The organism is Xanthomonas sp. NCPPB 4037 (genome assembly GCF_041475695.2).
Lineage (GTDB): Bacteria > Pseudomonadota > Gammaproteobacteria > Xanthomonadales > Xanthomonadaceae > Xanthomonas > Xanthomonas campestris.
The window spans coordinates 4,444,196-4,467,707 of the sequence record NZ_CM191261.1; the positions used below are offsets into that span (position 1 = coordinate 4,444,196).

General features: G+C 67.1%; 21 protein-coding genes and 2 other RNA genes. 9 read left to right on the forward strand and 14 right to left on the reverse strand.

Features of this window, described 5'->3' with window-relative positions; translation table 11 throughout:
- Positions 1 to 111: 111 nt before the first annotated feature.
- From mdcG to mdcA, 5 genes are all read right to left on the reverse strand, one after another.
- Positions 112 to 753: a malonate decarboxylase holo-[acyl-carrier-protein] synthase gene (gene mdcG / locus ACCQ01_RS19505; RefSeq protein WP_228433946.1), complete on the reverse strand. Its 642-nt coding sequence runs from the start codon at positions 751 to 753 to the stop codon at positions 112 to 114.
- A 2-nt stretch (positions 754 to 755) separates the two neighbouring features.
- Positions 756 to 1,460 carry a biotin-independent malonate decarboxylase subunit gamma gene (mdcE, locus tag ACCQ01_RS19510; protein WP_115007173.1) on the reverse strand — a complete coding sequence of 235 codons (705 nt, stop codon included), beginning with the start codon at positions 1,458 to 1,460 and terminating at the stop codon, positions 756 to 758.
- On the reverse strand, positions 1,457 to 2,353 hold the full coding sequence (locus ACCQ01_RS19515; protein ID WP_228433982.1) for a biotin-independent malonate decarboxylase subunit beta: 897 nt from the start codon (positions 2,351 to 2,353) through the stop codon (positions 1,457 to 1,459). The genes mdcE and ACCQ01_RS19515 overlap by 4 nt, the downstream gene beginning before the upstream one ends.
- 439 nt (positions 2,354 to 2,792) lie before the next feature.
- Positions 2,793 to 3,110, reverse strand: a complete 318-nt coding sequence (gene mdcC / locus ACCQ01_RS19520) for a malonate decarboxylase acyl carrier protein (protein ID WP_228433948.1) — start codon at positions 3,108 to 3,110, stop codon at positions 2,793 to 2,795.
- A 9-nt stretch (positions 3,111 to 3,119) separates the two neighbouring features.
- Positions 3,120 to 4,766: a malonate decarboxylase subunit alpha gene (gene mdcA, locus ACCQ01_RS19525; protein ID WP_228433950.1), complete on the reverse strand. Its 1,647-nt coding sequence runs from the start codon at positions 4,764 to 4,766 to the stop codon at positions 3,120 to 3,122.
- A gap of 197 nt (positions 4,767 to 4,963) precedes the next feature.
- Between mdcA and ACCQ01_RS19530 the strand changes: the two genes are divergently transcribed.
- Together ACCQ01_RS19530 and ACCQ01_RS19535 are read left to right on the forward strand one after the other, a co-directional pair.
- Positions 4,964 to 5,497, forward strand: a complete 534-nt coding sequence (locus ACCQ01_RS19530; RefSeq protein ID WP_042597227.1) for a PadR family transcriptional regulator — start codon at positions 4,964 to 4,966, stop codon at positions 5,495 to 5,497.
- Positions 5,498 to 5,609: 112 nt separating this feature from the next.
- The gene (locus ACCQ01_RS19535) at positions 5,610 to 6,398 is read left to right on the forward strand and encodes a siderophore-interacting protein (RefSeq protein ID WP_228433952.1); all 789 of its coding nucleotides are present in this window, start codon (positions 5,610 to 5,612) and stop codon (positions 6,396 to 6,398) included.
- Between the two features lie 358 nt (positions 6,399 to 6,756).
- Here ACCQ01_RS19535 and ACCQ01_RS19540 read toward each other — a convergent pair whose 3' ends face one another.
- On the reverse strand, positions 6,757 to 7,479 hold the full coding sequence (locus ACCQ01_RS19540; RefSeq protein WP_012437248.1) for a YceI family protein: 723 nt from the start codon (positions 7,477 to 7,479) through the stop codon (positions 6,757 to 6,759).
- 90 nt (positions 7,480 to 7,569) lie between these two features.
- The gene (locus tag ACCQ01_RS19545) at positions 7,570 to 8,160 is read right to left on the reverse strand and encodes a malonic semialdehyde reductase (protein WP_228433954.1); all 591 of its coding nucleotides are present in this window, start codon (positions 8,158 to 8,160) and stop codon (positions 7,570 to 7,572) included.
- Positions 8,161 to 8,295: 135 nt separating this feature from the next.
- Between ACCQ01_RS19545 and ACCQ01_RS19550 the strand changes: the two genes are divergently transcribed.
- From ACCQ01_RS19550 to ACCQ01_RS19580, 7 genes are all read left to right on the forward strand, one after another.
- Positions 8,296 to 9,243, forward strand: coding sequence for a mitochondrial fission ELM1 family protein (locus ACCQ01_RS19550; protein ID WP_228433956.1), 948 nt, complete (start codon positions 8,296 to 8,298; stop codon positions 9,241 to 9,243).
- Positions 9,244 to 9,294: 51 nt separating this feature from the next.
- Entirely contained in the window at positions 9,295 to 10,146 is an 852-nt protein-coding gene (locus tag ACCQ01_RS19555; protein ID WP_228433959.1) for a DUF2145 domain-containing protein, read from the forward strand.
- Positions 10,143 to 10,652, forward strand: a complete 510-nt coding sequence (locus ACCQ01_RS19560; protein WP_372358824.1) for a hypothetical protein — start codon at positions 10,143 to 10,145, stop codon at positions 10,650 to 10,652. Before ACCQ01_RS19555 ends, ACCQ01_RS19560 begins: the two co-directional genes overlap by 4 nt.
- 156 nt (positions 10,653 to 10,808) lie before the next feature.
- Positions 10,809 to 11,366, forward strand: coding sequence for a VUT family protein (locus ACCQ01_RS19565; protein WP_115556866.1), 558 nt, complete (start codon positions 10,809 to 10,811; stop codon positions 11,364 to 11,366).
- A gap of 798 nt (positions 11,367 to 12,164) precedes the next feature.
- Complete coding sequence (locus ACCQ01_RS19570; protein WP_228433961.1) at positions 12,165 to 13,193, forward strand: alpha/beta hydrolase; 1,029 nt, start codon at positions 12,165 to 12,167, stop codon at positions 13,191 to 13,193.
- A 272-nt stretch (positions 13,194 to 13,465) separates the two neighbouring features.
- Entirely contained in the window at positions 13,466 to 13,840 is a 375-nt protein-coding gene (locus tag ACCQ01_RS19575) for a cyclophilin-like fold protein (RefSeq protein WP_228433962.1), read from the forward strand.
- Positions 13,841 to 14,013: 173 nt separating this feature from the next.
- A non-coding RNA gene (locus ACCQ01_RS19580) (sX9 sRNA) lies at positions 14,014 to 14,088 on the forward strand.
- Positions 14,089 to 14,092: 4 nt separating this feature from the next.
- Here ACCQ01_RS19580 and glnE read toward each other — a convergent pair.
- The 7 genes from glnE to ACCQ01_RS19615 form a co-directional block, all read right to left on the reverse strand.
- Positions 14,093 to 16,915, reverse strand: a complete 2,823-nt coding sequence (glnE, locus tag ACCQ01_RS19585) for a bifunctional [glutamate--ammonia ligase]-adenylyl-L-tyrosine phosphorylase/[glutamate--ammonia-ligase] adenylyltransferase (protein ID WP_228433963.1) — start codon at positions 16,913 to 16,915, stop codon at positions 14,093 to 14,095.
- A 188-nt stretch (positions 16,916 to 17,103) separates the two neighbouring features.
- Complete coding sequence (locus ACCQ01_RS19590) at positions 17,104 to 17,463, reverse strand: DUF3325 domain-containing protein (protein WP_228433964.1); 360 nt, start codon at positions 17,461 to 17,463, stop codon at positions 17,104 to 17,106.
- Entirely contained in the window at positions 17,451 to 17,771 is a 321-nt protein-coding gene (locus tag ACCQ01_RS19595; protein WP_228433965.1) for a DUF3649 domain-containing protein, read from the reverse strand. Before ACCQ01_RS19595 ends, ACCQ01_RS19590 begins: the two co-directional genes overlap by 13 nt.
- Positions 17,768 to 19,366 (reverse strand): PepSY-associated TM helix domain-containing protein, encoded by a 1,599-nt coding sequence (locus tag ACCQ01_RS19600; protein ID WP_228433966.1) that lies wholly within the window; start codon positions 19,364 to 19,366, stop codon positions 17,768 to 17,770. The genes ACCQ01_RS19595 and ACCQ01_RS19600 overlap by 4 nt, the downstream gene beginning before the upstream one ends.
- 55 nt (positions 19,367 to 19,421) lie before the next feature.
- The gene (locus ACCQ01_RS19605) at positions 19,422 to 21,950 is read right to left on the reverse strand and encodes a TonB-dependent siderophore receptor (protein ID WP_228433967.1); all 2,529 of its coding nucleotides are present in this window, start codon (positions 21,948 to 21,950) and stop codon (positions 19,422 to 19,424) included.
- A gap of 402 nt (positions 21,951 to 22,352) precedes the next feature.
- Positions 22,353 to 22,424: non-coding RNA, sX9 sRNA (locus ACCQ01_RS19610), on the reverse strand.
- A 60-nt stretch (positions 22,425 to 22,484) separates the two neighbouring features.
- Positions 22,485 to 23,510: a FecR domain-containing protein gene (locus ACCQ01_RS19615; protein ID WP_183111968.1), complete on the reverse strand. Its 1,026-nt coding sequence runs from the start codon at positions 23,508 to 23,510 to the stop codon at positions 22,485 to 22,487.
- Positions 23,511 to 23,512: the final 2 nt, after the last annotated feature.

A 23,512-nucleotide genomic window follows, 5' to 3' on the forward strand; every position in this document is an offset into this window, starting at 1 on the left:
CCATATAGATAGCGCACGCTGTTTCGGGCGTGTTACCGGGAGTGCTTGTCGCGCCCAGGCGCGCTCCTACGGGGGTAGCGGTGAGGGTGGGTGATACGGCTGCACGCATATTCATGCCGCGCACCGCTCTGGAAACAGCGCGGTGCGCGGCAGCAACCGGCATCCGTCGTTGCGCTTCACCAGCACCTGCTGCGCGTCGCCGGCATATTCGCGCCAGTTCACCGCGTACCCTTCGGGCAGCAGCAGTTCGCCATCGGCACGTCGTGCCGTGACGTGTTCCCATTGCTGCAGCAGCGTGACCACCGCGTGCGCCTGCGTAGGCGTGTCCAGTGTCCACAGCAGATCCACGTCCGAAGCGGCATGCACATACGACAGCCCGGTCACCGCCTGAAACGCAAAGCTGCCGAAGACGCGCGGCTGCATGCCGATGGCTGCGGCCTGCGCCTGCAGTGCCTGCAGCGCGCCTTGCCATTGCGGTGGCGCATGGGAGATGACCTCGGGCAAGGCCAGCGCAGGCACGCTGCGGGCGATGTCGCTCACTTGCGCGCACAACGCAATGCGCTGTTTGCCTTGCGCAGGTGCCAAGGGCACGCCCAGCCGCACCTGGCCGGGCTGTTCAGCGCCATCCCGGCGTGCAACCACCGCCGGAAATCCCGCTGCAAACCAGACCTGCAGCCGAGGCTGTGCTCCAGGCGTGAGCGCCTGCCACGGCGCATCTGCCCGTAACCACACCAGGGCGTGGCGGCCGGCCATGCTCAGGCCTCGCCCGCTGCCACGGCGGCGCTGACATCGCGCGCCAGCGTGCGGCCACCGCGCTCGGCACCGAGCGTACGCCGCTGATCACCGGTACCGGGCGTTGCCAGGGCGTCGAGCAAGGCTTGCGCCAGGTCGCCGTCCCACAGCGATTCCACTGCGCCCATGCGCACGTAGTTTTCGACGCCCGGCGCGAACACCGGCGAGCTCTTGCTCAAGGCCTGCAAGGTGTCCACGGTCTGCTTGGTCACGCGCGCCATCGCACGCAGATCCATCACGCGGATCTGCGCATCCGGCAGGGCGTGGATGTGGTCGGCCATCAAACCGAACGACAGAAACCCGCCGCTCACCGATTCGCCATACACCAGCGTCACCAGCCGTGCGCCGCGTGCACGCGCCAGATCGAGCGACTTGGCCAGATGCGCGAAATAGCCATTGATGCCCAGCAATTCGTCACGCCGTGCCAGCCGTTGCCCGGCGGTGTCGGCCAGCATCACAATCGGCCGCTGCGGATGCGTGCGCGTGCTGGCCAACACCGTGGCGGCCAGGGCGAGCGCATGGTCCACACCGACCTCCAGCTTGTTGGCGGTGCCGATCACGGTGACCTCGCCGGCTGCGGTGGTGGCGCTGCCGGTCAGCACATCGTCGTTGCAGGCGATGGCGTGGCCCAGCGGAAACAGCTGGTCGAATAACGCGCTCAGGGTCATGGCGTGCTCCGGTCGGCAGTGGCCGCGAGAAAGGCGTCGGTGTCCAGCAGCGGCAAGCGCTCCGGGTCGGCAATGCCCTGGCGGCGCCAGATCTCCACCCCGTCGCGGCAGTCGCCATACGCGGTGATGCGCGCAGCCAGCGCGTGGTGTTCGCGCTCCAGTGCCTGCAACGCGGCATCGCCCTGCGGTTCGGCCAGTGTGTCCAGCGTGGTGGCCGCGGCGTCTGCAAAGGCGGCAATGCGGTCGGGCACCAGCGTCTGTGCATCGCCAATCAAATAGCGATGCTTGCCACCGGTGACGCGCCATACCAACGCACGATCGCGTGCGTCGAATTCTTCCACGCCACGCACGGTTTCGATCACATCCGGGCCGGACAACGACAGCCGCCCTTCTTCGGAAATGATCACCGCACTGCAGCAGCGCGCCACGATGCCCATGCCGCCGAAGGCGCCATTGCCGCTGCCGATCAGCGCCAGCACCGACACGCCGGCCGCGCGGGCACCCAGGGTGGCGCGCATGATTTCGGAGATGGCGATCAGGCCGGCATTGGCTTCGTGCAGGCGCACGCCGCCGGTGTCTAGCAATAGCAAGATGGCATCGGACGTGGTGGCCGCGGCGCGTTCCAGCAAGCCGGTGAGTTTGGCGCCATGCACTTCGCCAACGCCACCGCCCATGAAGGCGCCTTGCTGGGCGGCGATGAGGACGTGGCGTCCGCGCAAGCGCCCTTCGCCGACCACGATGCCGTCGTCGAACGCGCCGGGCGTGTCGAGTTGCGCCAGGTGCGGGCTGATCAGGCGGCGACGTGGGCCGACGAATTCAGTGAAGCTGCCGGCGTCCAGTAGCCCGTCGATGCGCTCGCGCGCGTCGGCTTCGTAGTAGCTGCGCTCGGCCATGGGAATGGTGGTGCTCATGCGCGGCTCCGGATGGCGTGTGTAGCAGCGCAGGTGGGCGCGATTGAGGCGTTGTTACTGGTAATGCCCATCGCGCGCGAGCGCGCTCCTACGGTGCTGATGCGTTGGCTGATGACTGCTTGTGTAGGAGCGCACTTGTGCGCGATCGAGGCATTACCGGTAACGCCCATCGCGCGCGAGCGCGCTCCGACGGTGCTGATGCGGCGGCTGGCGACTGCTTGCGTGGGAGCGCACTTGTGCGCGATCGAGGCCTTACCGGTAACGCCCATCGCGCGCGAGCGCGCTCCTACGGTGCTGATGCGTTGGCTGGAAACTGCTTGCGTAGGAGCGCACTTGTGCGCGATCGGGGCATTACCGGTAACGCCCCTCGCGCGCAGGCGCGCTCCTACGAGGTCATGCGTGTGTGCTGGATCGTGGCGGCTCATGCGTCGGCTCCTTGCAGCACGTCGATGGCCTGCTCCAGACGCAGGCTCACCACCGCCGGCGTAGCGCCGACATCGTTGATGCTGATGCGCACGTCTTGCAGCGAATGACGCGCGGCGAAATCGTCCAGCACCGCTTGCCAGATCTCACCAAAGCCGCGTGCGGCGGTGACGATTTCGATCTCCATCGCACCGCTTAGCGGCACGCGCTCGACCAGCACTTCCAGATTGCCGGAGGCAACCACGCCGACCAGGGCGTGATCGAGCCCGGTGCGTGCGCTATTGCGGCCATCGAAGCGATAACGCAGGGTTTCCATGCACTACCCCTACCAGTTGCGAAAACGTTTCGGCGGGTCGTACAACCCACCGGACCAGCGCACCAGGTCCTTGACCGTGCGCGCGGCAAGCAGATCGCGCGTGGCATCGCGCGGGCGGATGCCCAGATCGTCGGGGCGCTTGATGACCCCGCGGTCGCGCAGGTTTTCCACCATGCGCTTGTCGCGGCCCAGGCCGACCGCGGTGTAACCGGACACGCCGCGAATCGCCTGCTCGCGTTCTTCCGGCGTGCGGCACAGCAGTAGATTGGCGATGCCTTCTTCGGTGAGCACATGGCTGACGTCGTCGCCGTAGATCATTACCGGCGGCAGCGGCAGGTTGGCGCGCTCGGCCAGCTCCCACGCATCGAGCTTGTCGACGAAGGCCGGCGCCATGTGTTCGCGAAAAGTTTCCACCATCTGCACCACCAGCTTGCGCCCGCGCGGCATCTCGCCCGGCCGTGCGGCTTCACGCCCGGCCTTGAGCCACGCAGCGCTTGCATGGCGGCGGCCCCGCGCATCCGAGCCCATATTCGGCGCACCCCCGAAGCCGGCGATGCGATCGCGCGTGGCGGTGGAACTGTTGCCTTGCAAATCGATCTGCAAGGTGGAGCCGATGAACATGTCGCAGGCGTACAGGCCCGCGGTCTGCGAGAGCGCGCGGTTGGACCGCATGCTGCCGTCGGCACCGGTGAAGAACACATCCGGGCGCGCGGCGATGTACTGCTCCATGCCCAGTTCCGAGCCGAACGAATGCACCGATTGCACGAAGCCCGACTCAATCGCCGGGATCAGCGCCGGATGCGGATTCAGCGCCCAATGCCGGCAGATTTTGCCCTTCAGCCCCAGCGACTCGGCGTAGGTGGGCAGCAGCAATTCGATGGCAGCGGTATCGAAACCGATGCCGTGATTGAGCCGGTCCACACCGTATTCGGCGTAGATGCCCTTGATAGCCATCATCGCCATCAGCACCTGGATCTCGGAAATCTGCGCCGGGTCGCGGGTGAACAGCGGTTCGATGTAATTGGGCTTGGGCGCGTGGGTGACGAAGTCCACCCAGTCGGCCGGGATGTCCACGCGCGGCAGCGTGTCCAGGATTTCGTTGACCTGCGCAATGACGATGCCGCCCTTGAACGCGGTGGCCTCCACGATCACCGGCGTGTCTTCGGTGTTGGGGCCGGTGTAGAGATTGCCGTGGCGGTCGGCCGCCTGTGCGGTGACCAGCGCGATGCGCGGGGTGAGGTCGATGAAATAGCGGCCGAACAATTCCAGGTAGGTGTGGATGGCGCCGATCTCGATGCGCCCTTCGCTCACCAGCCCGGCCAGGCGCGCGGCCTGCGGGCCGGAGAACGAGAAATCCAGACGCTTGGCGATGCCGCGTTCGAACACGTCCAGGTGCGCGGGCAGCGACAGCACCGACTGCACCATGTGCAGGTCGTGCACGCGCGCCGGGTCCACCTCGGTGAGGCAGCGCGCCAGGAAATCGGCCTGCTTCTGGTTGTTGCCTTCCAGGCAGACGCGGTCGCCCGGCTCGATCACCGCTTCCAGCAGCGCCACCACATCGTCGGCGGCCACCACCCGCCCGCGGGGCGCGAGCGCGGCGGCGCGCTGCAGGCGCTGGCGGCGGCTCTCGGCCTGGGTGTCCCACTGTCGACTCATCGCGTACGCCTCACCGGGCCGAGCCCGTAATGTCGAAGTAATTACATCGTAATTATGCAGACCTTCCCTGTCTAGCGGCGCTGCAGCATCAAGCTGCGCCGAGCAGTTTCCGTGCTGGGCAAGTCAGCTGGGCGACAGCTGCGCACTTGCTGCAGCCCGCATTTCGATATATCGTTTCGAAAACTTCGATATATCGAATGCAAGCTCCTTCCGACCCCATCGCCGCGTCAGATTTCGACACTCCCGCCGGGCGCGCCCGGCGAGCTGGCACCGCGCGCCCGCTTGGCCATGGCGACCTGCGTCTGCTGTTGCTGGCGCTGATCGAGCAGCAGCCGCGCCATGGGTACGAGCTGATGCGCCAGATCGCCCAGCTGTTCAAGGGGCTGTATACGCCCAGCGCCGGCACGATTTACCCGGCGCTGGCGCAGTTGGAAGCCGACGGTTGGGTGCTCACCGACCAGGACCACGGGCGCAAGCGTTACCAGATCACCGAAGCCGGCCGCGGCCACGCCAGTGCGCACCGCGATGCGCTGGACGCCGCCCTGGCACGCACGCACCGGCGCGCGCGCGACCTGATCAAGGCACAGACGCCGGCGCCGATCCGCGACGCCATCCACCGCATCAAACACGGCCTGTTCGCCCGGCATGGGCAATGGACCGAGGCCGAAACCGCGCGCATTGCCGCGCTGCTCAACGCCGCCGCCGACGGCATGGAGCCGGGCGACACCTGAGCCTGCGCACCGCGCTTGTACCGTGACATTGGCCCGCCGCCGCCAGCCTGACCGCGCCGACGCGCCCCTCCCCCGCCACGTGCTGCGTGGCCTTCCCCAGGAATTGCACTCCATGGCTGTCCACACCAATACCCAAGTTCGCCGCGATCCCCACCTGCGCTCCGTGCAGGTGCTGCGCTGCGAAACGATCACCCCGCAGATGCGCCGCATCGTGTTTGGCGGCAGCGAGTTGGCCGGTTTCCAGAGCGATGCCCCGGACGACCACGTCAAACTGTTCTTTCCCAATGCCGACGGCGCCTTCGTGCTGCCGACGATGACGGCCGAGGGCCCGCGCTACGACGCAGGCGCCGTGCCCTCGCCCGGCCGCGACTACACGCCGCGCTATTTCGACCCGCAGAGCGGCGAATTGAGCATCGATTTCGTGCTGCATGGCGATGGCGTGGCCTCCAGCTGGGCGGCACAGGCGCAGCCCGGCGATGACTTGAAGATCGGCGGCCCACGCGGCTCGTTCCTGGTAGCCGACGATTACGACCACTACGTGCTGCTCGGCGACGAAACCGCATTGCCGGCAATCGGCCGCTGGCTGGAAGCCATGCCGGCCGACATGCACGTGGAGGTCTACATCGAAATTGCCGACGCGGCCGAGCGCCAGGAGCTGCTCAGCGCTGCCGACGTGGATATCTACTGGCTGGAGCGCAACGGCTTCGACGCTGCGACGAGCACGCTGCTGGAAGACAGCCTGCGCGACTACGAGCCGCACGACGGCGATACGTTCTACTGGATCGGCGCCGAATCGATGCGCGCGCGGGCAATGCGCAAGTTCCTGGAAGAGCACCTGCAGGTGGACAAGGAATCGGTGCGTGCAAAGGGCTATTGGAAGGCGAATCCGGCTGGGGAGTGAGGCGTTGGTGCGTGGTTTACGCGTGCGTGGTGCGTGGAGTTGGGCTGAGGGTGGAGCCCTCGCGGCCTAGGCCGCTCCTACACGAGCTGATTGGTCGTGCGTGGTGCTGGGGCTGAGGGTGAAGCCCTCGCGGCCTGGGCCGCTCCTACAAAAAACTGATTGGTCGTGCGTGGTGTTGGGCTGACGGTGAAGCCCTCGCGGCCAAGGCCGCTCCTACACGAGCTGAGCGGTTGTGGTTCACCGCATCACTGCATGGCGCCGGTCACGCGCACAAACAAAAAGCCCGCCAATTGGCGGGCTTTTTGTATTCCACACATCGGTGCGATTGCGCGCACCGGTGCGTCGGCAGCGCGGCGAATTACTTCGCGGCAGCGTCGCCGGCCTTGGCCTGCAGGGCCTCGGTGGTGATGCGGATCTTGACCTCGTCGCTGACGTTCGGCGCGTACTGGCCCACGCCGAAATCGCTGCGCTTGATCGTGGTGGTGGCGTCGAAACCAGCGGCCGGCACCTTCTTCATCGGGTGCTCGCCGGCACCGTTGAGGGTGACGTCCAGCACGACCGGCTTGGTCTGGTCCTTGATGGTCAGATCGCCGGTGACGGTCAGCTTGTTGGTGCCGGCCGACTCGACCTTGGTGCTCTTGAAGGTGGCGCTCGGGAACTTGGCCGCGTCGAAGAAATCACCGCTCTTCAGGTGTTCGTCGAACTTGGCGGTGAAGCTGTTCAAGCCGGACAGCGGCAGGGTCACCTGCACGGTCGACTTGGTCACGTCGGCCGCGTCGTACACCAGGGTGCCGTCGACATTGCCGAAGTGCGCGGTGGGGTTGGAGAAGCCGAAGTGGCTCCACTGCGCCAGCACGTCGGTGTGGGTCGGGTCCAGCGTGTAGGTGCCGGAGGCCACCTGCACGGCCGGCGCGGTCGACGCATCGGCAGCCGGTGCGGGCGCAGCAGCGGCGGCATCGGCCGGGGCGGTGGCGGCCGGGGTTTCGGCAGCCGGCGCGGCGGCGTTGTCGGCCGGCTTCGAGCAGGCGGCGATGGCCAGGGTCAGGGCGAGCGGCAGCAACAGCTTATGGGTGGTCTTCATTGAAACTCCTTGAGATGGGTGAGCGCGCCGAGGCGACGCGATGGGACAGGGGCAGACGGACGAGGACTGCGGGAAACAGCGACCGCGCGCTTAAGCGATGCGTGCGGCTTCGTCGAAACTCAGGCGCGGCAGGCGCGGGAACAGCCCGGCCGGGTCACCGTACCCGAGATTGACCAGAAAGTTGGATTTAATCGGCGTGCCGGCAAAGAACGCGGCGTCCACCTTGGCATTGTCGAAGCCGGACATCGGGCCGGCATCCAGGCCCAGCGCACGCGCGGCCAGGATCAGGTACGCGCCCTGCAGCGAGCTGTTGCGGAATGCCGACTCGGTGCGCGCCGTACGCGGGCCGTCGAACCAGCTCTTGGCATCGGCATGCGGGAACAGGTACGGCAGCTTTTCGTGGAACTCCTCGTCGGAGCCGACGATCACTGTGACCGGTGCGGCCAGGGTCTTGGCGGCGTTGCCTTCGGACAATGCCGGCTTGAGCTTTTCCTTACCCTCGGCGGTGGTCACGAACACGAACCGCGCCGGCGAGCCATTGGCCGCGGTGGGGCCCCACTTGACCAGGTCATAGAGCTCGCGCAACAGGTCTTCGCTGACCGGCGTATCGAGGAAGGCGTTCTGCGTGCGGGCGGTGCGAAACAGCTGATCCAGCGCGGCAGCGTTGAGCAGGTCGGACATGGAGACTCCGGGAGACAGTTGGATGGCGACAGTAGGGTGCAGCAACGGCGCCAGTGTGAAGACCCGCAGTGTAGAGTGGTGCGATTGCTGGAACACACGCTCAATCTGAAACAAATCTATGTCGGATCTGAAACGATGGCAGTGACCTGGGCGGTGAGCGACGGGCGCGCCGGCAATGCCCGCCAGGCCGAAGCGCTGGCCCGCGCCCTGCACCCCGACACCGTGCATGCACTGCATCTGCAGGCCAGAGCGCCCTGGCGCTGGGCCGCGCCGCGGCGCCTGCCCGGCGCCAACTCGGCCTTCGGGCCGGCATTTGCCGCGCAACTGCAACAGCCACCCGGCCTGGTGATTGGGTGCGGACGCCAGGCGGCGTTGGCCACGCGTCTGTTGCGCGCCCGCGGCAGCGTGGCGGTGCAGATCCTGGACCCGCGACTCGACCGGCGCCAGTGGGACCTGGTGGTGGTGCCCGAGCACGATGCACTGCTTGGCGAGAACGTGCTCACCCTGCTTGGCAGCCTGCATCCGGTGGACGACGCCTGGCTGGCCGCCGGCCGCGCGGCATTCCCCGCAGTGGGCAGGTTGCCGGGCCCACGTGTGGCGCTGCTGATCGGCGGGCCCACCGCGCAGGTGCCGTGGACACCGCAGGCGCTGGCAGCGCAGTGCAATGCGGTGCAGGCGCAGGTGCGCGCCGCAGGCGGCAGCCTGCTGATCACCGCCTCGCGCCGCACGCCGCCGGAGGTGGTTGCGCTGTTGCGCACCCTGCAGCAGGGCAACCCCGGCCTGCTGTGGTGCGACGCGCGCGATGGCGCCAACCCGTATGCCGGCCTGCTTGGCTGGGCGGACGCGATCGTGGCCAGCGCCGATTCGGTCAACCTGCTCTCCGAAGCCTGCGCCACACCCGTGCCGGTGGTGGCTGCTTGTGCAGAGGTTGCGCGCGGCCGTGTCGGCGCCTATGTGCAGGCACTGCAGCAGCGCCAGCGCCTGTGCGCAGCCGATGGAGTTCTGGCTACCACGGCCGCTATGACACCGGTACGCGAAACCGAACGGATTGCGGCGCAGGTGCGTATGCGCCTTGGCCGATGATGAAAGGCGCGACCATAGCAACCGCCCACAAGGACGATGAGGAAGCCAAACATGCACTGGATCACACCGACGTCTCGTGCCGTCATCGGCAGCGCCCTGCTTGCGCTGTTGCCGCTGACCGCTGCCGCCGCAACACCGCAGTGCGCCGAGCGCTATCCGACACCGGCCAGCAGCGCGGCGATGTTCGATATGGCGGCCTCCACGGCGCAGGCGCTCGATGCACTGGCCGACGCCCGCGTGGTGGTGCTGGCACGCGGTGGCCAGGATCTGAGCCGCTACGGACTTCAACATAGTCATCTGGCCTTTGCCATGCGCGATGACGACGGCATCTGGCGCGTGCGCCATCTACTCAACCGCTGCAAGAGTGATGCCTCCCAGCTGTATCTCGAAGGCCTGAGCAATTTCATCGGCGAAAGCGCGACCAAGAGCAGCGTACGCATCGGCGTCCTCGCATCTGGCGTGCAACAGCGTCTGTTGCAGATGCTTGGCGGCGCGGGCACGTCCGCGCATCGCCTGCATGCGCCGCGCTACAGCATGGTTGCCTACCCGTTCTCCACCGAGTACCAGAACTCCAACCAGTGGGTGCTCGAAGTGCTGGCCGCGGCACTGGCTGCGGATGCGCAACCGGCGGTGACCATCACCGATCGCGCCGAAGCGCAGCGCTGGCTACGCGCTGCACGCTATCACCCCACCAAGCTGCACCTGGACCTGAGCCAGCGCATTGGCGCACGCATTGCCGTGGTTAACGTCGCGGTCACCGACCACCCAGCCAGCGAGCGAATTTCCGGCAACTACTCGGTGGTTACCGTCGAATCGGTGTTCGACTTCCTGCACCAGCGCGATGCGATTGCGCAGGAGCTGTCCATCCCGCCTGCACTCACTCCAACCGGAGCATTGCCATGATCTCGTTGCGCTCGCTGTCTTGCGGTGCAGTGATGCTATTTGCTGCCGTGGCCCCGCCGAGCATCCATGCCGGAGAAGTCAACACACCCGGCGAAAAATCGGCGTTCTACGTGACGGTGTCAGTGGCGGTACCGATCGCATTATCGGTAGGTGCGGTCGGCTCAACCCTCAGTGGCCCCTACTTCGCATCACAGGCAATCCGCGATCGCAGCGGCAACAAGCGCGCCGGCACGGTGGCGCCGATGCGCGTCGAGGCCGTGGAGACACTGCCCGACGGTGCGCGTCAGGTGCGCTTGCAGGACCCGCAACAGGCCGACAACGCGGCGCTGTTGCGCTGGCAGGCACGGCAGGATGACCCGGCCGCGGGCTTCCATGTTGGCCAGATGGTGTCGTTCCAGCCCACGCCCGCGGGCAGCGGCTGGCTGGTGCATGCACCGCAAGGTGAACCATTGGCTTTTCTGCCAACCGATGAAGCAGCGGCATCCAATAGCAGCCATACCTGGTGATGCCAAGGCACTGCCAACACCGGTAGGCCGCGACGGCAACCGGTATTGTGGCCGCGGTGAGAGCCTCAGGTTGCCGAGCCAGTGTTGCGCTTGTTGGCGCACTGGCCCGGCAGTGCCGGCATGCGGATAATCGACACACCATCTTCGTGTCCCGCCATGCCTGCCGCCCCTGCTCCCACCTTCGCACCGCTCACCGTTCGCGCCCTGTTGTGGGCGGTCTCGGCCATGGGCGCGGTGGTGCTGCTATCCAACATCCTGGTGCAGTACCCGATCAACGACTGGCTGACGTGGGGCGCTTTTTCGTATCCGTTGGCGTTTCTGGTGAGCAACCTGATCAATCGGCGCTTCGGCCCACGCGCGGCGCGCACGGTGGCCTGGTGCGGGTTTGCGCTGGCGGTGCTGTTATCGATCTGGCTGGCCACACCGCGCATTGCCGCTGCATCGTGCACGGCCTTCATCGCCGCGCAATTGCTGGACATCACCGTATTCGACCGGCTGCGTCACGGCCGCTGGTGGCGCGCGCCGATCGTGGCGACCACCTGCAGTGCCACCCTGGATACCGCCATCTTCTGGAGCATCGCCTTTGCCGGCGCCGCGCTGCCCTGGCTGAGTTGGGCGGCGGGCGATCTGGCCGTGAAACTGGGCATGGGCGTGTTTTTGCTCGGCCCGTTCCGCGCCTTGCTCTGGCGTGGTGTCCCGCACGCCAATCCATGAGTGTGCGCGAGCAGGCTGCTTGTACGAGCGCAGCCGCGCTTGTGCACTGCATGCACCGGGGCTGATCGCTGAGCGTCCAAGCGCGGGCAGCCCGGTAAATTCTTTGATGGCGTGCTGTCGGCGTGTCGCATGCATCCACCATGCCCCCACCCACGGCGGGCACACTCAAGTTCCTTGTCATAGCGACACGCGGCAACGGCCAGTTGGGTGGTATGTAGATGCACTGCTGCCACCGCAGCTGTCACGTCTACCGTTGTGTTTCGATGCCGCCAATCAGGCAAAGCGGACCGACGCTGTTGTGCTGCTTGAGCCGGACACTGCCTCACCACGCGCGCTCTATTCCAGCTTGTGAGCGTCGCTGGCATTGCGACGCCACTCGACAGCACAGGTGGGGTTGCGATCACTCGCCGCTCGTCGCCATGCACACCACTCATGAAACGGCCACATGAAGGCATGCACGGAGCGGTAATGCTCCCGCGCACCGGCTGACCTACAGTAGGCCACCGCGAGATACAGCAGCAGCAATCACGTTAGTCACGGCCACCTGTAGTCGCAGGTAGCGAACATACAAATGCTGCCATGCGGTTACGTGTCGCTTTGCGCAGTCAATCGCGGAATCTCCGCCGTCAGTGCAGCGCGGTCATTGGCAAGACAGCACTGCGCAATTGCGAAGCGATGCAAAGCAATAACAGCGTCTCTCGCGAACGCACTGCCGCGGCACCCACTCCATCCACCAGCAAGCGCAGTGCAACCACCGAAACGGTGTGCTGTGGCGCGCGCCCTCCATGAGAATCCACCATGCAACTGCGCCTTCTTGTTCTGCTGCTCTTGCTGATCTCACCCACTATTTTCGGAGCAGATATGTCCCATGACGCGAATAATTTCTACACCAGCGACAAGGTGACCCTGCAGCAGGTCACCTTCAAGAACCAGTACCAGATGACCGTGGCCGGCACGCTGTTCGTGCCCAAAGGCCTGGACACCGGCAAGCGCCATCCGGCCATTGTGGTCGGGCACCCGATGGGTGCGACCAAGGAGCAGAGCGCCAACCTCTATGCCACCAAACTTGCCGAGCAGGGCTTTGTGACGTTGTCGCTGGACCTGTCGTTCTGGGGCGCAAGCGAGGGCCAGCCACGCAATGCGGTGTCGCCGGATATTTATGCGGAAGACTTCAGCGCAGCGGTGGATTTCCTGGGCACGCAGGCATTTGTGGACAGCGCGCAGATCGGTGCGCTGGGCATCTGCGGCAGTGGCAGCTTCGTGATCAGCGCGGCCAAGATCGACCCACGCATGCGCGCCATTGCAACGGTGAGCATGTACGACATGGGCGCGGCCAACCGCAACGGCCTGCGCCATGGGCTCAGCCTGGAACAACGCAAGCAGATCATTGCCGCAGCTGCCAAGCAGCGCGCGGCCGAACTCAGTGGCGGGCCGGTGGAGTACACCGGCGGCACGGTGCTGGCGCTGACGAAGGACTCCAATCCGATCGAACGCGAGTTCTATGATTTCTACCGGACGCCACGTGGCCAGTACACCCCACAAGGCCAATCGCCCGATCACACCACGCGCCCGACGCTGACCAGCAACGTCAAGTTCATGAACTTCTACCCGTTCAACGATATCGCCACCATCTCGCCGCGGCCGATGCTGTTCATTGCCGGTGAAAACGCGCATTCAATCGAGTTCAGCGAAGAAGCGTACCGTCTGGCCGGCGAACCCAAGCAACTGGTGATCGTGCCCAACGCCGGCCACGTGGACCTGTATGACCGCGTCGCGCTCATCCCGTTCGACACGCTGACTGCATTCTTCCGCAAGAATCTGCAGTAAGCGCAACGCCATGGCGCGGTATATGGCGATGCGTTTGGCACGCACAGCGGGCGGAGACGCAGGTTCATGGCGTAACAAGTCCAGGCCGCACCTACCTGACGGCAGCACATGTGGTGTGTGAATTACCTAAACGTTCGAGGGCAACACCAATGCCGACGCTTCGCACGCACACGTGCCTGCAAACCCTACTGCTGGGGTGCGCCTTTCTGGTCACCGCGTGTTCGGCGGCCACGCCACCGGCAGTGACCCACCCACAGACACCGGAGCGCATCATGCGCATCACCCTCACCATTGGCAGCGATGTCGTGGCGGCGGAGTTGGTCGACAACTCGGCCACCCGCGACCTGTTGGCACAGTTGCCGATGAAGCTCGACTTCGAAGACTTCCATGCCACCGAGAAGATCAGTTACCTGCCGAGGAAACTCGACCTGTCCGAGGTGGGCCCGGCTGGCAAGGCGCAGGCGGGCGACCTGATGTATTACGTGCCGTGGGGCAATCTGGCGGTGTTCTACCGCGGCTATACGCCGTCGCGTGATCTGGTCCGGCTGGGGCGCATCGTCGCCAATCCGCAGGCCCTGACACGCTCGGCCAGCTTCACCGCCACCGTCGAGCGTGCCGCACCTGCGGCACCCGCACCGCGACCCTGACACGTAAATCGCACGGCAGCGCGGAGCACGCGGGCTGCGTGCATTGTGCATTGCATCAGCGACAACGCGTCTGCTCGACGGTCTCTAACCCCACGCCCCTGGCACACCGTTAAAGCAGCTATCAAGACGACTGCGCAGCCGCCAGGCGGGCGCGGCCGGTGCTCGGAATCGGCATATACCCCCGTACATTCCGGTTCCTCCGCGCCGTCCGCACCCACCTGACGGTTGCTCGCTACGTTTTGTTAGCCGCTCTTAGTCCCGCGGTGCGTCGCGCCCGCGTGGAAACGCCAGGCCTTGCGCCTGCGCGCAATCGAAGATGGTGCGCGTGGCGTCCTGGATGGCCGCAGTTGGCGTGATCAGGCGCGGCCGCCGGTCCAGCGTGCAGGCCAGGCCAGCGTCCACCAACGTGGCATGCGCGCCGTGCAATCGCTGCGCGGCATCGGCGGCCAGCCACTGTGCCTGCGCCAGGGCATCGATCAAGGCCGGCGTGTCGCAGGCCTGCAGCAATGCCGGATGCTGCGCGGCCTGGCCGAGCACGCCGGCCTGCAGCAGGAATTCCAGGTCGACCAGACCGCCGGCCCCCTGCTTGAGATCCAGACGCCCGGCATCGCTGCGGTCCAGCTCCGCACGCATGCGCGCACGCATCTTGCACACATCGGCCAGCAGCAACGCGGTGTCGCGCACGCGCGCCAAGGTGTCCTGCCGCACCTGCGCAAATGCGGCGCACAGCGCCTGATCACCGGCCACCGCGCGTGCGCGCACCAGCGCCTGGTGTTCCCAGGTCCAGGCACGCTCGCGCTGGTACTCGCGGTAGCTGGCCAACGACGACACCAACGCGCCCTTGCCGCCATCCGGGCGCAAGCGCACGTCGATGTCGTAGAGCCGGCCTGCGCCGGTTTCGGCACCCAGCAACGCCATTACCTTTTGCGCGAGGCGCGCAAACCAGCGCCCGGATTCCAGCGGGCGCGCGCCATCGGAGGCTTCCACCGCGCGCGGGTGATCGTAGAGAAACACCAGATCCAGGTCCGAGCCGAAGCCCAGCTCCATCCCGCCCAGGCTGCCGTACCCGATGATGGCGAACGCACCGCCCGGGACCTGCCCATGCGCGGCCTGCAATTGCGTCTGCGCCAGCTGCAGCACCGTCTGCACCACCGCTTCGGCCAACCAGGCGAGTTGGCGGGTGCTCTCCACCGCCTGCTGGCGCCCATCCAGCGTGGCCAGCGCGATGCGGAAGCTCAACGCAAGCCGGCGCTCGTTGAGTTCGCGCAGCGCCGCTTCCGGGTCGTCGATCTGCAGTGTGTCTACGCACGCGGCATGCAGTGCAGCGCGGTCCGGCAACGGCCCCGCAATGTGGGTGTCGAGCAGTTCGTCCAGCAGCAGCGGATACGCAGCCAGGCGCTCGGCCAACAAGGCACTGCGCGAGAGCACATCGACCAGGCGAGCCAGCGCGCTGGGTTGCTCGTCGAGCAGCGCCAGGTAGCTGGTGCGGCGCAGCGTGGCCTGTAGCAGGCCAAGCACGCGCCGCAACGCGGCGTCTGGCTGGGTCGCGCGGATCGCTGCATGCAGCAGCGCCGGCATCACCCGGTCCAGCCGCGTGCGCGCGCCATCGGACAGTGCGCGCACGCCGGAGGACTGTGCGAAATCGGCCAGCATGTGATGCGCGTTGTTGGGATCATGCAGGCCGATGCCCAGCAACGGCGCCGCATCGCCCTCGGGCAGCGCGCGCCAGTAGTCGGCCAGCGTATCGGGCGCGGTGGCGTGCACGCGCGGTGCCAGCAACTCGGCAAATTCCGCCGCCACCCGCGTGCGGTGCGGTGCCAACGCCTCCAGCAATGCCTGCCAATGCGCATAGCCCAGACCGAGCGCGATGCGTTCGCGCTCCGGCTCGCCCTGCGGCAAGGCATGCGTCTGTGCATCGCGCAGCATCTGCAGGCGGTTCTCCACCCGGCGCAGGAAGCGGTAGGCCTCGGCCAGCGCCTGGCCGGTGGGTGGATCGATCTGCCCGAGGTCCACCAGCGCCTGCAAGGCTGGCAACAAACGCCGCTCGCGCAAGCTGGCTTCGCGCCCACCGCGAATAAGCTGCAGCGACTGCGCCAGGAATTCGATCTCGCGGATGCCGCCCGGCCCGCGCTTGATGTCGTCCAGGCGTGCATGGCGCGCCACTTCAGCGGTGATCGCGGCCTTCATGTCGCGCAGCCCGTCGAGCGCAGTGAAATCCAGGTAGCGGCGATACACGAACGGGCGCAGCGTTTCCAGCCACGCCTCGCCGGCAGCGATGTCGCCGGCCACCGGGCGGGCCTTCAACCAGGCATAGCGCTCCCAGTCACGGCCTTCGCGCTGGAAGTACTGGTCCATGCCGTTGAACGACAACGCCACCCGCCCAGCAGTGCCGAACGGGCGCAGGCGCAGATCCACGCGATGGCTGAAGCCATCGGCGGTGGTTTCGTCGAGCAGCTTGGCCAGCTGTTGGCCCAGCCGCGCGAAATATTCTTCGGCCGCCAGCGGGCGCGTGCCATCGGACTGCCCGGACTGCGGATACGCATAGACCAGATCCACGTCGGAGGAAAAATTCAGTTCGCCACCACCGAGCTTGCCCAGCCCGAACACCACCAGCCGCTGCACGCTGCCGTCTTCGGCAATCACCTGCCCATGGCGGGTGGCGAATTGCTGTTCCAGTGCCTGCAGCGCGCATTGCAGGCAGGTTTCCGCCAGCGTGGTGGCACCGGCCAGAGTGGCGTCCACCTCGTCCAGGCCGAGCACGTCGCGCCACACCAGGCGCGCGGAGGCGGCTGCGCGGTAACGGCGCAGTTGTGCGGCCCACTCCTGCGGCTGCGCCGGGTCCAGGCGCGGCACCGGCAGCGGCGGCGGGTCTGGCTGTGCCAGGTGGGCGAGCAGTGCAGGTTGGCGGGCGAGCGTGTCGACCACGAAGTCGCTGGCCAGCGCTACGCGTGTCAGCGGGTGCTCAACACCTTCGGGCCACGGTGCATCGGCAGGCAGGGCGTGGCGGACGCGCGCCACGGCCCGCTCGATCAGAGCGGCCAGCGCAGGAGAGGCAGACGGAATGGGCTGTGACATGGCCCGATTCTGGCATCCTTGCCGGGTAGCACCATGTGCAGATGCGCTGCCGCGCGTGCGCCGCCACCGCTGTGCCCAGTGGGAGCGCACGCGTGCGCCAACGCGTTACCGGCACTGCCAAGCGCGCGCGAGCGCGCTCCTACCCAGGCAATGACGCACCCGCTACGCATCTGTGCGCTGCGCTCGCGCTAGCCGAGCCCCAGCACCGCGCCGGCCGCAGCCACGCCGCCCAGGCATCCCACCGCTACCGCCACCCAGGCACTGCGGCGCGGCGCATATGCCAGCCCCAGCGCCACCCACAAGGCCCCAGCGCTCGCCATGCCCAGCCATAGCACCGTGCCCGCACTGCCGCCCCAGGCGCGCACGCACACGCCCAGTGCGCTCAGCAGCAGGCACGCACCGAGCACGCGCAACTGCCAGCGCTGCGCACGCGGCGCATTGCGCTGGCCGGTGAGTTGTTCGTAATGGCGATGCATCGCTACGCAAATCGCCATCATGCCGGCGTGGCATAGCGCCAACGCGGTGAGCGAGGCGATCATGCCGGCCATGCACTGCCCCGCAGCACCCAGTCGATGCCTCCCAGCACCGCCAGCGCGACGAGCATCGACAACCACATCCGCCACGCACTGCGCGCGCGGAACATCCACATCGCCAGCAGCGTGTAGACCACGAAACTCAGCAGCGTGGTCGCCAGCACCGCAATCGCCGGCGCCATACCCGCCACGCGGGCCAGTAGCTGCGCGGCCACGCCGCTGCCACTGGCGGTGAGCGCATAGCCGCCCATGCTGGCCGCGAGCACGCGCCCGGCGACGGCGCCGCGGTAACGCCATGGCGATGCCTGTGGCGGTTTACTCATGCACCGGGCTCCGCTGCCGGCGTGCGCCGCGCCGCACGCACGGGTGGCGGCGCACTGATGCGCTGCTGCACGCGATACGCGGCGTAGGCAACGCTCACACCGAAGCCCACGGCGGTGAGTTCCACCGCGGCGCGCTGCAGATCGCCATCGAGCAGATAGCTGCCCAGATGCTGCCCCGTGCTGGCCGCGTTGAGCAGTGGCAGGCCAATGCACAATGCGGCGGTGATACCTAATTGCTCCACCCAGGCACGCAGCGGTGGGCGCAGCAGGCCATGCAGCAACGTGCCGGCCCACACCCACAGAAACACCCGGATTTCCGTCTGCGCACGCGCCTCCAGCTCTGCCGGCAGCAAGCGGTTGGCATAGAAGTACACAATGCAGGCCAGCGCGGTGCCGGCCAGTGCGGCCACGTTGCACGCTTCCACCACCCGATAGATGCTTGCCGTGGCAGCGCCGAATTCCTGCTCGCTGCGGCGCCGGCGCTTGACGGTGAACAACACCGTGCCGGTGGCGATCATCGCGGTACCGGCCAGGCCACAGACGAAGTACAGCCACTTGGCGGTCCAGCCGCCAAACCCGGCCACATGCAAGGTCTTGATCGTCGCATCCACATCGGCGGCTTGCAGCGGTGTGTGCGCCGCAACGGCATGCCGCTCCAGTAGCGCGCCGCTGCCGGTATCGAACACCACGCTGGCCGGTGGATTGAGCAACTGCCGCGAGTGCGCGGTGTCGGCAACACGCGCAATCACCCGCAGCGTGCCACCAGGCTGGTCCGGGCGTTGGATGACCAGTGTTTGCGCAGGCTGACCATTGAGCGCTGCGGCGCGTTGCACAAGATCGGGCAGATAGGTGTGCATACGCTCGTGCTGGGTTGGCTGCGCCGCTGGTGCTGCGGCGGCAGGCGACAACGCCGCCTCGTACCGGGCGTAGGCGTCTTCGTCCTGGCCATACAGCGCATGCAGCGGAGCGGAGAGATAGCTGGTGGAGAAATACGCCAGCCCGGTGTAGACGATCATCAGCAGGAACGGCAGCGTGAGCACGGCGGTGGCGTTGTGCGCATCCAGCCACGAGCGCTGCCCCTTGCCCGGGCGGAAGGTGAAAAAGTCCAAGAAGATGCGCTTGTGCACCACCACGCCGGACACCAACGCAATCAGCCCGCACATCGATACCCAGCCCACCAGCCAGTAGCCGGGAATGCCGCCCTGCAAGGTGTAGTGGAAGCTCATGAAATGCCGCCCGCCCTCGGTCTGGCGGCCCCATGGCGCGGGCAGGACTTCGCCGGTGATGGGGCTCAGCGTGGCCTGGCCGGCGCCAGCGGGTCCACGCCAGACCACATCCAGGGTGTCGCCCGGGTGCACCGGCAAACTGATGCGCCACAGCGTGGCCTGCGCCGCCTGTTGGCGCAGGTGTGCCAGCGCGCGTGGCACCAGCTGTGCCTGGGGCAGCGGCGCATGCGTCGCGGCGCCGGGCAGTGCCGGCCTGGCCTGCATCCAGCTGGTGATCGGGTAGCGGAACACGCTGAGCGTGCCGGTGAGGAAGATCGCGCACAGCAGCCAGCCGCAGGTGAGGCCGCACCAGGTGTGCAGCCACGCCATACTTTGCCGAAACCCCTCCCTCATGCGGCCATCGCCCCGTGCATGCAGTGGCGCATCACAGCGCGCCGCGCAGGGTCACCATCACGTTGCGCGGCTCGCCGTAATAGCGGCCATTCACGAAGCTCGACAAGGTGCTGTAGTAGCGCTTGTCGAACACGTTGTTGAAGTTCACCGCCAGCGACCACTGCCGGTTCACCTGGTAACGCGCCAGCGCATTCCACACCGCACGCCCGGGGATATCTGCAGTGGCCGCGCCGATCTGCCGATATGCCGCACTCTGCGCGCTCACGCCGCCCCCCACGGTGACATCCTGCAGCACGCCCGGCAGCCGGTAGGTGGTCCACACCCGCAGCAGGTGCTTGGGCGTGTAGCTGTTGAAGGTCTGGCCCTGGCTGCTGACATCCTGCAGATAGGTGGTGCGGTTGAAGGTGTAGCCGGCGAACAGGTTCCAGTCGCGCAGCACTTCGCCACTGACTTCCGCATCGAAGCCGCGGCTGCGCACCTTGCCGGTGTCGATGTAGCAGAAGTCGTTGTTGCGGCAGGTGGGGCTGGTGCTCAGGTCGGCCTGCGCGCGGTTCTTCTGCTCCACCTGGAACAGCGCAAAGGCGGTATTGATGCGTCCGTCCAGCCACTCGCCCTTGAGCCCCAACTCGTAGTTGGCGCCGGTCATGGGCTTGAGCATTTCACCGGCTTCGTTCTGCGCATTCTGCGGCTGAAAAATATCCGCATAACTGGCATACGCCGACCAAGTGGGCGTGAGCGCGTACAGCAGGCCGGCATACGGGGTGACCTGCCCGGTTTCGCGGGTGTGTTCGATCGACTGCGAGGGCGACAGACCAGTGGTGGTGGTGTTCCATTTGGTGTCGTGCCAGCTCACGCGTGCACCCACGATCGCCTTCAGCGGGTCGGTCAGCTGCCAGCGCAACGCGCTGTACAGACCCAGCTCGCGCGAGGTGCCGTGACGCGCCTCGCGCGCACTGGCAAAGATTTCCTCATCGCTGATCGCGCGCACGTTGCGTTGCAGCGAAAACACGTTGAAGGTCTGAAAGTTGTTCTTGTTGCCGTAGACCGTATCCACTGTGGTTTCGGCGTAGTTGCTACCTAACACCAACTCGTGGCGCCGCCCGAGCGCGTTGAAATGACCAATCACATTGGCATCGACGCCGGCCACGTCCGCTTCGGAAATCGTGCGCGCCGCCAGCAGGGCGCCGGTGCCGTTGGCCGGGTTGATCGCGCGGCTGGAGCTGGCGTACTTGAGGTTGTGCCGCTCATGCACCTGCACCGCGCTGAGCTTGAACACCCAATCGGCGTTGAAGCGATGGTCCAGGTCCAGGTACAGGCCGCGGTTGGACGAAGATTGCCGGTTCCACTGCGCGCCTAAATTGGTGCTGCGCGGCAGGCCGATGTCGCGGCCGTCGGTGTAACTCGGCAGGCCGCCAAAAAATGGCCGGCCTTCGACTTCTTCGTAGCTGGCGGCCAGGCTGACCTGGGTCTGCGGCGAGACGCTGTAATCCAGCGTGCCGTAATAGGTGGGCGTGCGCCGCTCCACACCATCGACGAACGAGCGCTGGTCCTGGTAGTCGATCACGCCGCGCGCGCGCAAGGCGCCATCGTCGGTGAGGTTGGCGCTGGCATCCAGCAAGGCGCCGTAGCGGTCCCAGGAGCCGGCCTGCAGCATCACGCTCACGCCAGGCACGTCCAGCGGGCGCTTGCGCACCAGGTTCACCGCACCGCTGGGATTGCCCGCGCCCTGCAGCAGGCCGGCGGCGCCGCGCAGCACTTCGGCACGGTCGTAGATGCCCATGTTGGCGCTGTAGTTGCTGGCGCGGCCATACATGCCGCGATTGAGCGGCACGCCGTCGTACTGCACGGTGGTGATGTCGAAACCGCGCGCATAGATGTATTTGCCACCCTGCGGGCTCTGCACGATGGTGATGCCGGTGGTGCTGGCCAGCGCGTCGTAGACCGAGGTGATGTTCTGCTCGTCCATCAGTTGGCGGGTGACCACGCTGATCGACTGCGGGATGTCCTTCAGGCGCTGCTCGCCACGGCCGATGCTGACCGCACGCGCGGTATAGCTGCCGGTGCCGCTGGTAACGGCGCGGCGTTCGGCCTGCGCGGTGACTTTTACCGTCGGCAGCAGCCAGGCATCGGCTTCGCCCTGGCTGGTCACCGCCGCAGGCGCCGGGCGCAACACGTAGCCGCCGGTCTGCAGTGGAACGGCCTGCAAGCCACTGCCGGCCAGCACCGCAGTCAGCGCGCCGGCAGCGGTGTAGTCGCCGTCCAGCCCGGCGGTGGTGCGTCCATCGGTCTGCGCAGCGGTGAAGCTCAGCAACAGGTTGGCCGAGCCGGCCAGGCTGCGCAGGGCCGGTGCCAGCGGCCCGGCCGGGATGCTGTAGCGCTGCCGGGCCGCGGACGCGGTTTGGGCATCCTGCGCGGCGGCAGCGGGACTGGTGGCGAGCACCGTCAGGCCGCACAGGGCCAGCGCAATCGCAGTGGCGATGGGCCTGGGCAGTGCAGCCCGCGGCAGTGAGAGGTGCAGCGAAACAGCGTGGTGGCCGCGGCGGCGGTCGGAGATGGACATGGGGTTCCCACAATCTGAGGTGGCGTCGCACTGACACCGTCATCAAGGAGGTGCCACGAGCGCGCCGATCGGGCAGCCCATCTCGCAACTTTTTTTCGGGTCTCGCAGCGGCGGTGTCTGCCGGGCGTCTGCAGACGCGGGCCGGACTGGCTGATGACCGCAGCGCGCGGTCGTCGGACAGAGGTGTCTTGCGCGAGCACCCGCAGTGAGCGCGTTGGGAACTTCGGGCGCATACCGACTCGCCGACACCACGGCGTTGCGTGCCTGGCAGCCGTTCCAGACCCCCGACCAGCCCGGCGATACGCGCCTCGCCCATCAGAGTGCCCACCCCGTTCAACTCTGCGCTGCGCCACGTGCTGCGCGATCTGCGGGGCGCCGCAGCGCGATCGCCGCGTTTGGATCCGCGAAAAACGTAGCGAGCAATCGTCAGCAGATGCGGACGGCGCAGAGGAACTGGAGTGTCCGTAGGACCATCAGAATTTCGAGCAACGGCGGCACCCGCCTCGCAGCTACGCAGTCGTTTGATCGCTGCGCCTAACCGGCCGCCTGGATGCTCACCCAGTAGCGGCTGCGCTGGCGTACCCGCACTGGCAGCACGCTGGGCAGCATGGCCAGGATGCGGTCGGTATCGTCCAGCGGAAACACCCCGGAGACGCGCAAGCCGGCCACCGCCGGGTCGCAGCGCAGCAGCCCGGGGCGGTAGCGCTCCAGCTCGGCCACGAACGCATCCAGCCGCAACTCGTCGGCAATCAACTGCCCGCGCTCCCAGGCGGTGGCCTGCGCATCGGCCGGCCCCGGCGCCTGCAGGAACGCGGCATTGAACACGCATTGCTGGCCGGCCTGCACGCGGCGCGCGGCGTGAGTGGCATCACGCGGGCGGATCTCCACCGCGCTCTCCAGCACGGTGACACGGCTCTGCGCCTGGTCCTGGCGTACGCAAAAGCGCGTGCCCAGCGCGCGGACATCGCCGTGCACGGTGCGCACCAGCAGTGGGCGCGGGTCCTGCGCGGCGCCCAGCGCGTGCGCGGTCACCACCATGATCTCGCCGGCCACCAGATCCAGCAGGCGCTGGTGCGTATCGAAGCGCACATCCACCGCGCTGCGCGTGTTGAGGGTCAGGCGGGTGCCGTCGTCCAGCTGCAGTACCCGGCGCTGCCCGGTGGCGGTGGCGTAGTCGGCCGTTGCCTGTTGCCAGCGCTGGGTGCGGGTGGCCAGCAGCCCGGTGGCGCCGGCCACCCCGCCCCACAGCACCAGGTTGAGCGCCTTGCGCCGGCCCGGCGAGGCGGGGCGCTTGCCGTCGGCATACGGCGACAGGCTGCGGTAGGCCGCCTGCGGTGCCAGGGTCTTCAGCCGGCCGGTCACCGCCTCCAGATGCGCCCAGGCCCGCGCGTGGTCTGGATGCGCGGCGCGCCAGTGTTCCCAGTCACGCAATTGCGCCGCGCTGGCGGTGCCGGACATCAGCACTGTCAGCCACTCGGCAGCCTGGTCGGCCACCTCTGCGCTGATCGGCTGCCCGCCGGCCAGGGGCGTACGCGGCGTGCTGGCGTTGCTCGCAGACATCC

What these genes read in the sequence shown, in the direction of transcription:
- mdcG (WP_228433946.1), bottom strand. Translation starts at nt 753, where the DNA reads ATGGCCGGCCGCCACGCCCTGGTGTGGTTACGGGCAGATGCGCCGTGG.
- mdcE (WP_115007173.1), bottom strand. Translation starts at nt 1,460, where the DNA reads ATGACCCTGAGCGCGTTATTCGACCAGCTGTTTCCGCTGGGCCACGCC.
- ACCQ01_RS19515 (WP_228433982.1), bottom strand. Translation starts at nt 2,353, where the DNA reads ATGGCCGAGCGCAGCTACTACGAAGCCGACGCGCGCGAGCGCATCGAC.
- mdcC (WP_228433948.1), bottom strand. Translation starts at nt 3,110, where the DNA reads ATGGAAACCCTGCGTTATCGCTTCGATGGCCGCAATAGCGCACGCACC.
- mdcA (WP_228433950.1), bottom strand. Translation starts at nt 4,766, where the DNA reads ATGAGTCGACAGTGGGACACCCAGGCCGAGAGCCGCCGCCAGCGCCTG.
- ACCQ01_RS19530 (WP_042597227.1), top strand. Translation starts at nt 4,964, where the DNA reads ATGCAAGCTCCTTCCGACCCCATCGCCGCGTCAGATTTCGACACTCCC.
- ACCQ01_RS19535 (WP_228433952.1), top strand. Translation starts at nt 5,610, where the DNA reads ATGGCTGTCCACACCAATACCCAAGTTCGCCGCGATCCCCACCTGCGC.
- ACCQ01_RS19540 (WP_012437248.1), bottom strand. Translation starts at nt 7,479, where the DNA reads ATGAAGACCACCCATAAGCTGTTGCTGCCGCTCGCCCTGACCCTGGCC.
- ACCQ01_RS19545 (WP_228433954.1), bottom strand. Translation starts at nt 8,160, where the DNA reads ATGTCCGACCTGCTCAACGCTGCCGCGCTGGATCAGCTGTTTCGCACC.
- ACCQ01_RS19550 (WP_228433956.1), top strand. Translation starts at nt 8,296, where the DNA reads ATGGCAGTGACCTGGGCGGTGAGCGACGGGCGCGCCGGCAATGCCCGC.
- ACCQ01_RS19555 (WP_228433959.1), top strand. Translation starts at nt 9,295, where the DNA reads ATGCACTGGATCACACCGACGTCTCGTGCCGTCATCGGCAGCGCCCTG.
- ACCQ01_RS19560 (WP_372358824.1), top strand. Translation starts at nt 10,143, where the DNA reads ATGATCTCGTTGCGCTCGCTGTCTTGCGGTGCAGTGATGCTATTTGCT.
- ACCQ01_RS19565 (WP_115556866.1), top strand. Translation starts at nt 10,809, where the DNA reads ATGCCTGCCGCCCCTGCTCCCACCTTCGCACCGCTCACCGTTCGCGCC.
- ACCQ01_RS19570 (WP_228433961.1), top strand. Translation starts at nt 12,165, where the DNA reads ATGCAACTGCGCCTTCTTGTTCTGCTGCTCTTGCTGATCTCACCCACT.
- ACCQ01_RS19575 (WP_228433962.1), top strand. Translation starts at nt 13,466, where the DNA reads ATGCGCATCACCCTCACCATTGGCAGCGATGTCGTGGCGGCGGAGTTG.
- glnE (WP_228433963.1), bottom strand. Translation starts at nt 16,915, where the DNA reads ATGTCACAGCCCATTCCGTCTGCCTCTCCTGCGCTGGCCGCTCTGATC.
- ACCQ01_RS19590 (WP_228433964.1), bottom strand. Translation starts at nt 17,463, where the DNA reads ATGGCCGGCATGATCGCCTCGCTCACCGCGTTGGCGCTATGCCACGCC.
- ACCQ01_RS19595 (WP_228433965.1), bottom strand. Translation starts at nt 17,771, where the DNA reads ATGAGTAAACCGCCACAGGCATCGCCATGGCGTTACCGCGGCGCCGTC.
- ACCQ01_RS19600 (WP_228433966.1), bottom strand. Translation starts at nt 19,366, where the DNA reads ATGGCGTGGCTGCACACCTGGTGCGGCCTCACCTGCGGCTGGCTGCTG.
- ACCQ01_RS19605 (WP_228433967.1), bottom strand. Translation starts at nt 21,950, where the DNA reads ATGTCCATCTCCGACCGCCGCCGCGGCCACCACGCTGTTTCGCTGCAC.
- ACCQ01_RS19615 (WP_183111968.1), bottom strand. Translation starts at nt 23,510, where the DNA reads ATGTCTGCGAGCAACGCCAGCACGCCGCGTACGCCCCTGGCCGGCGGG.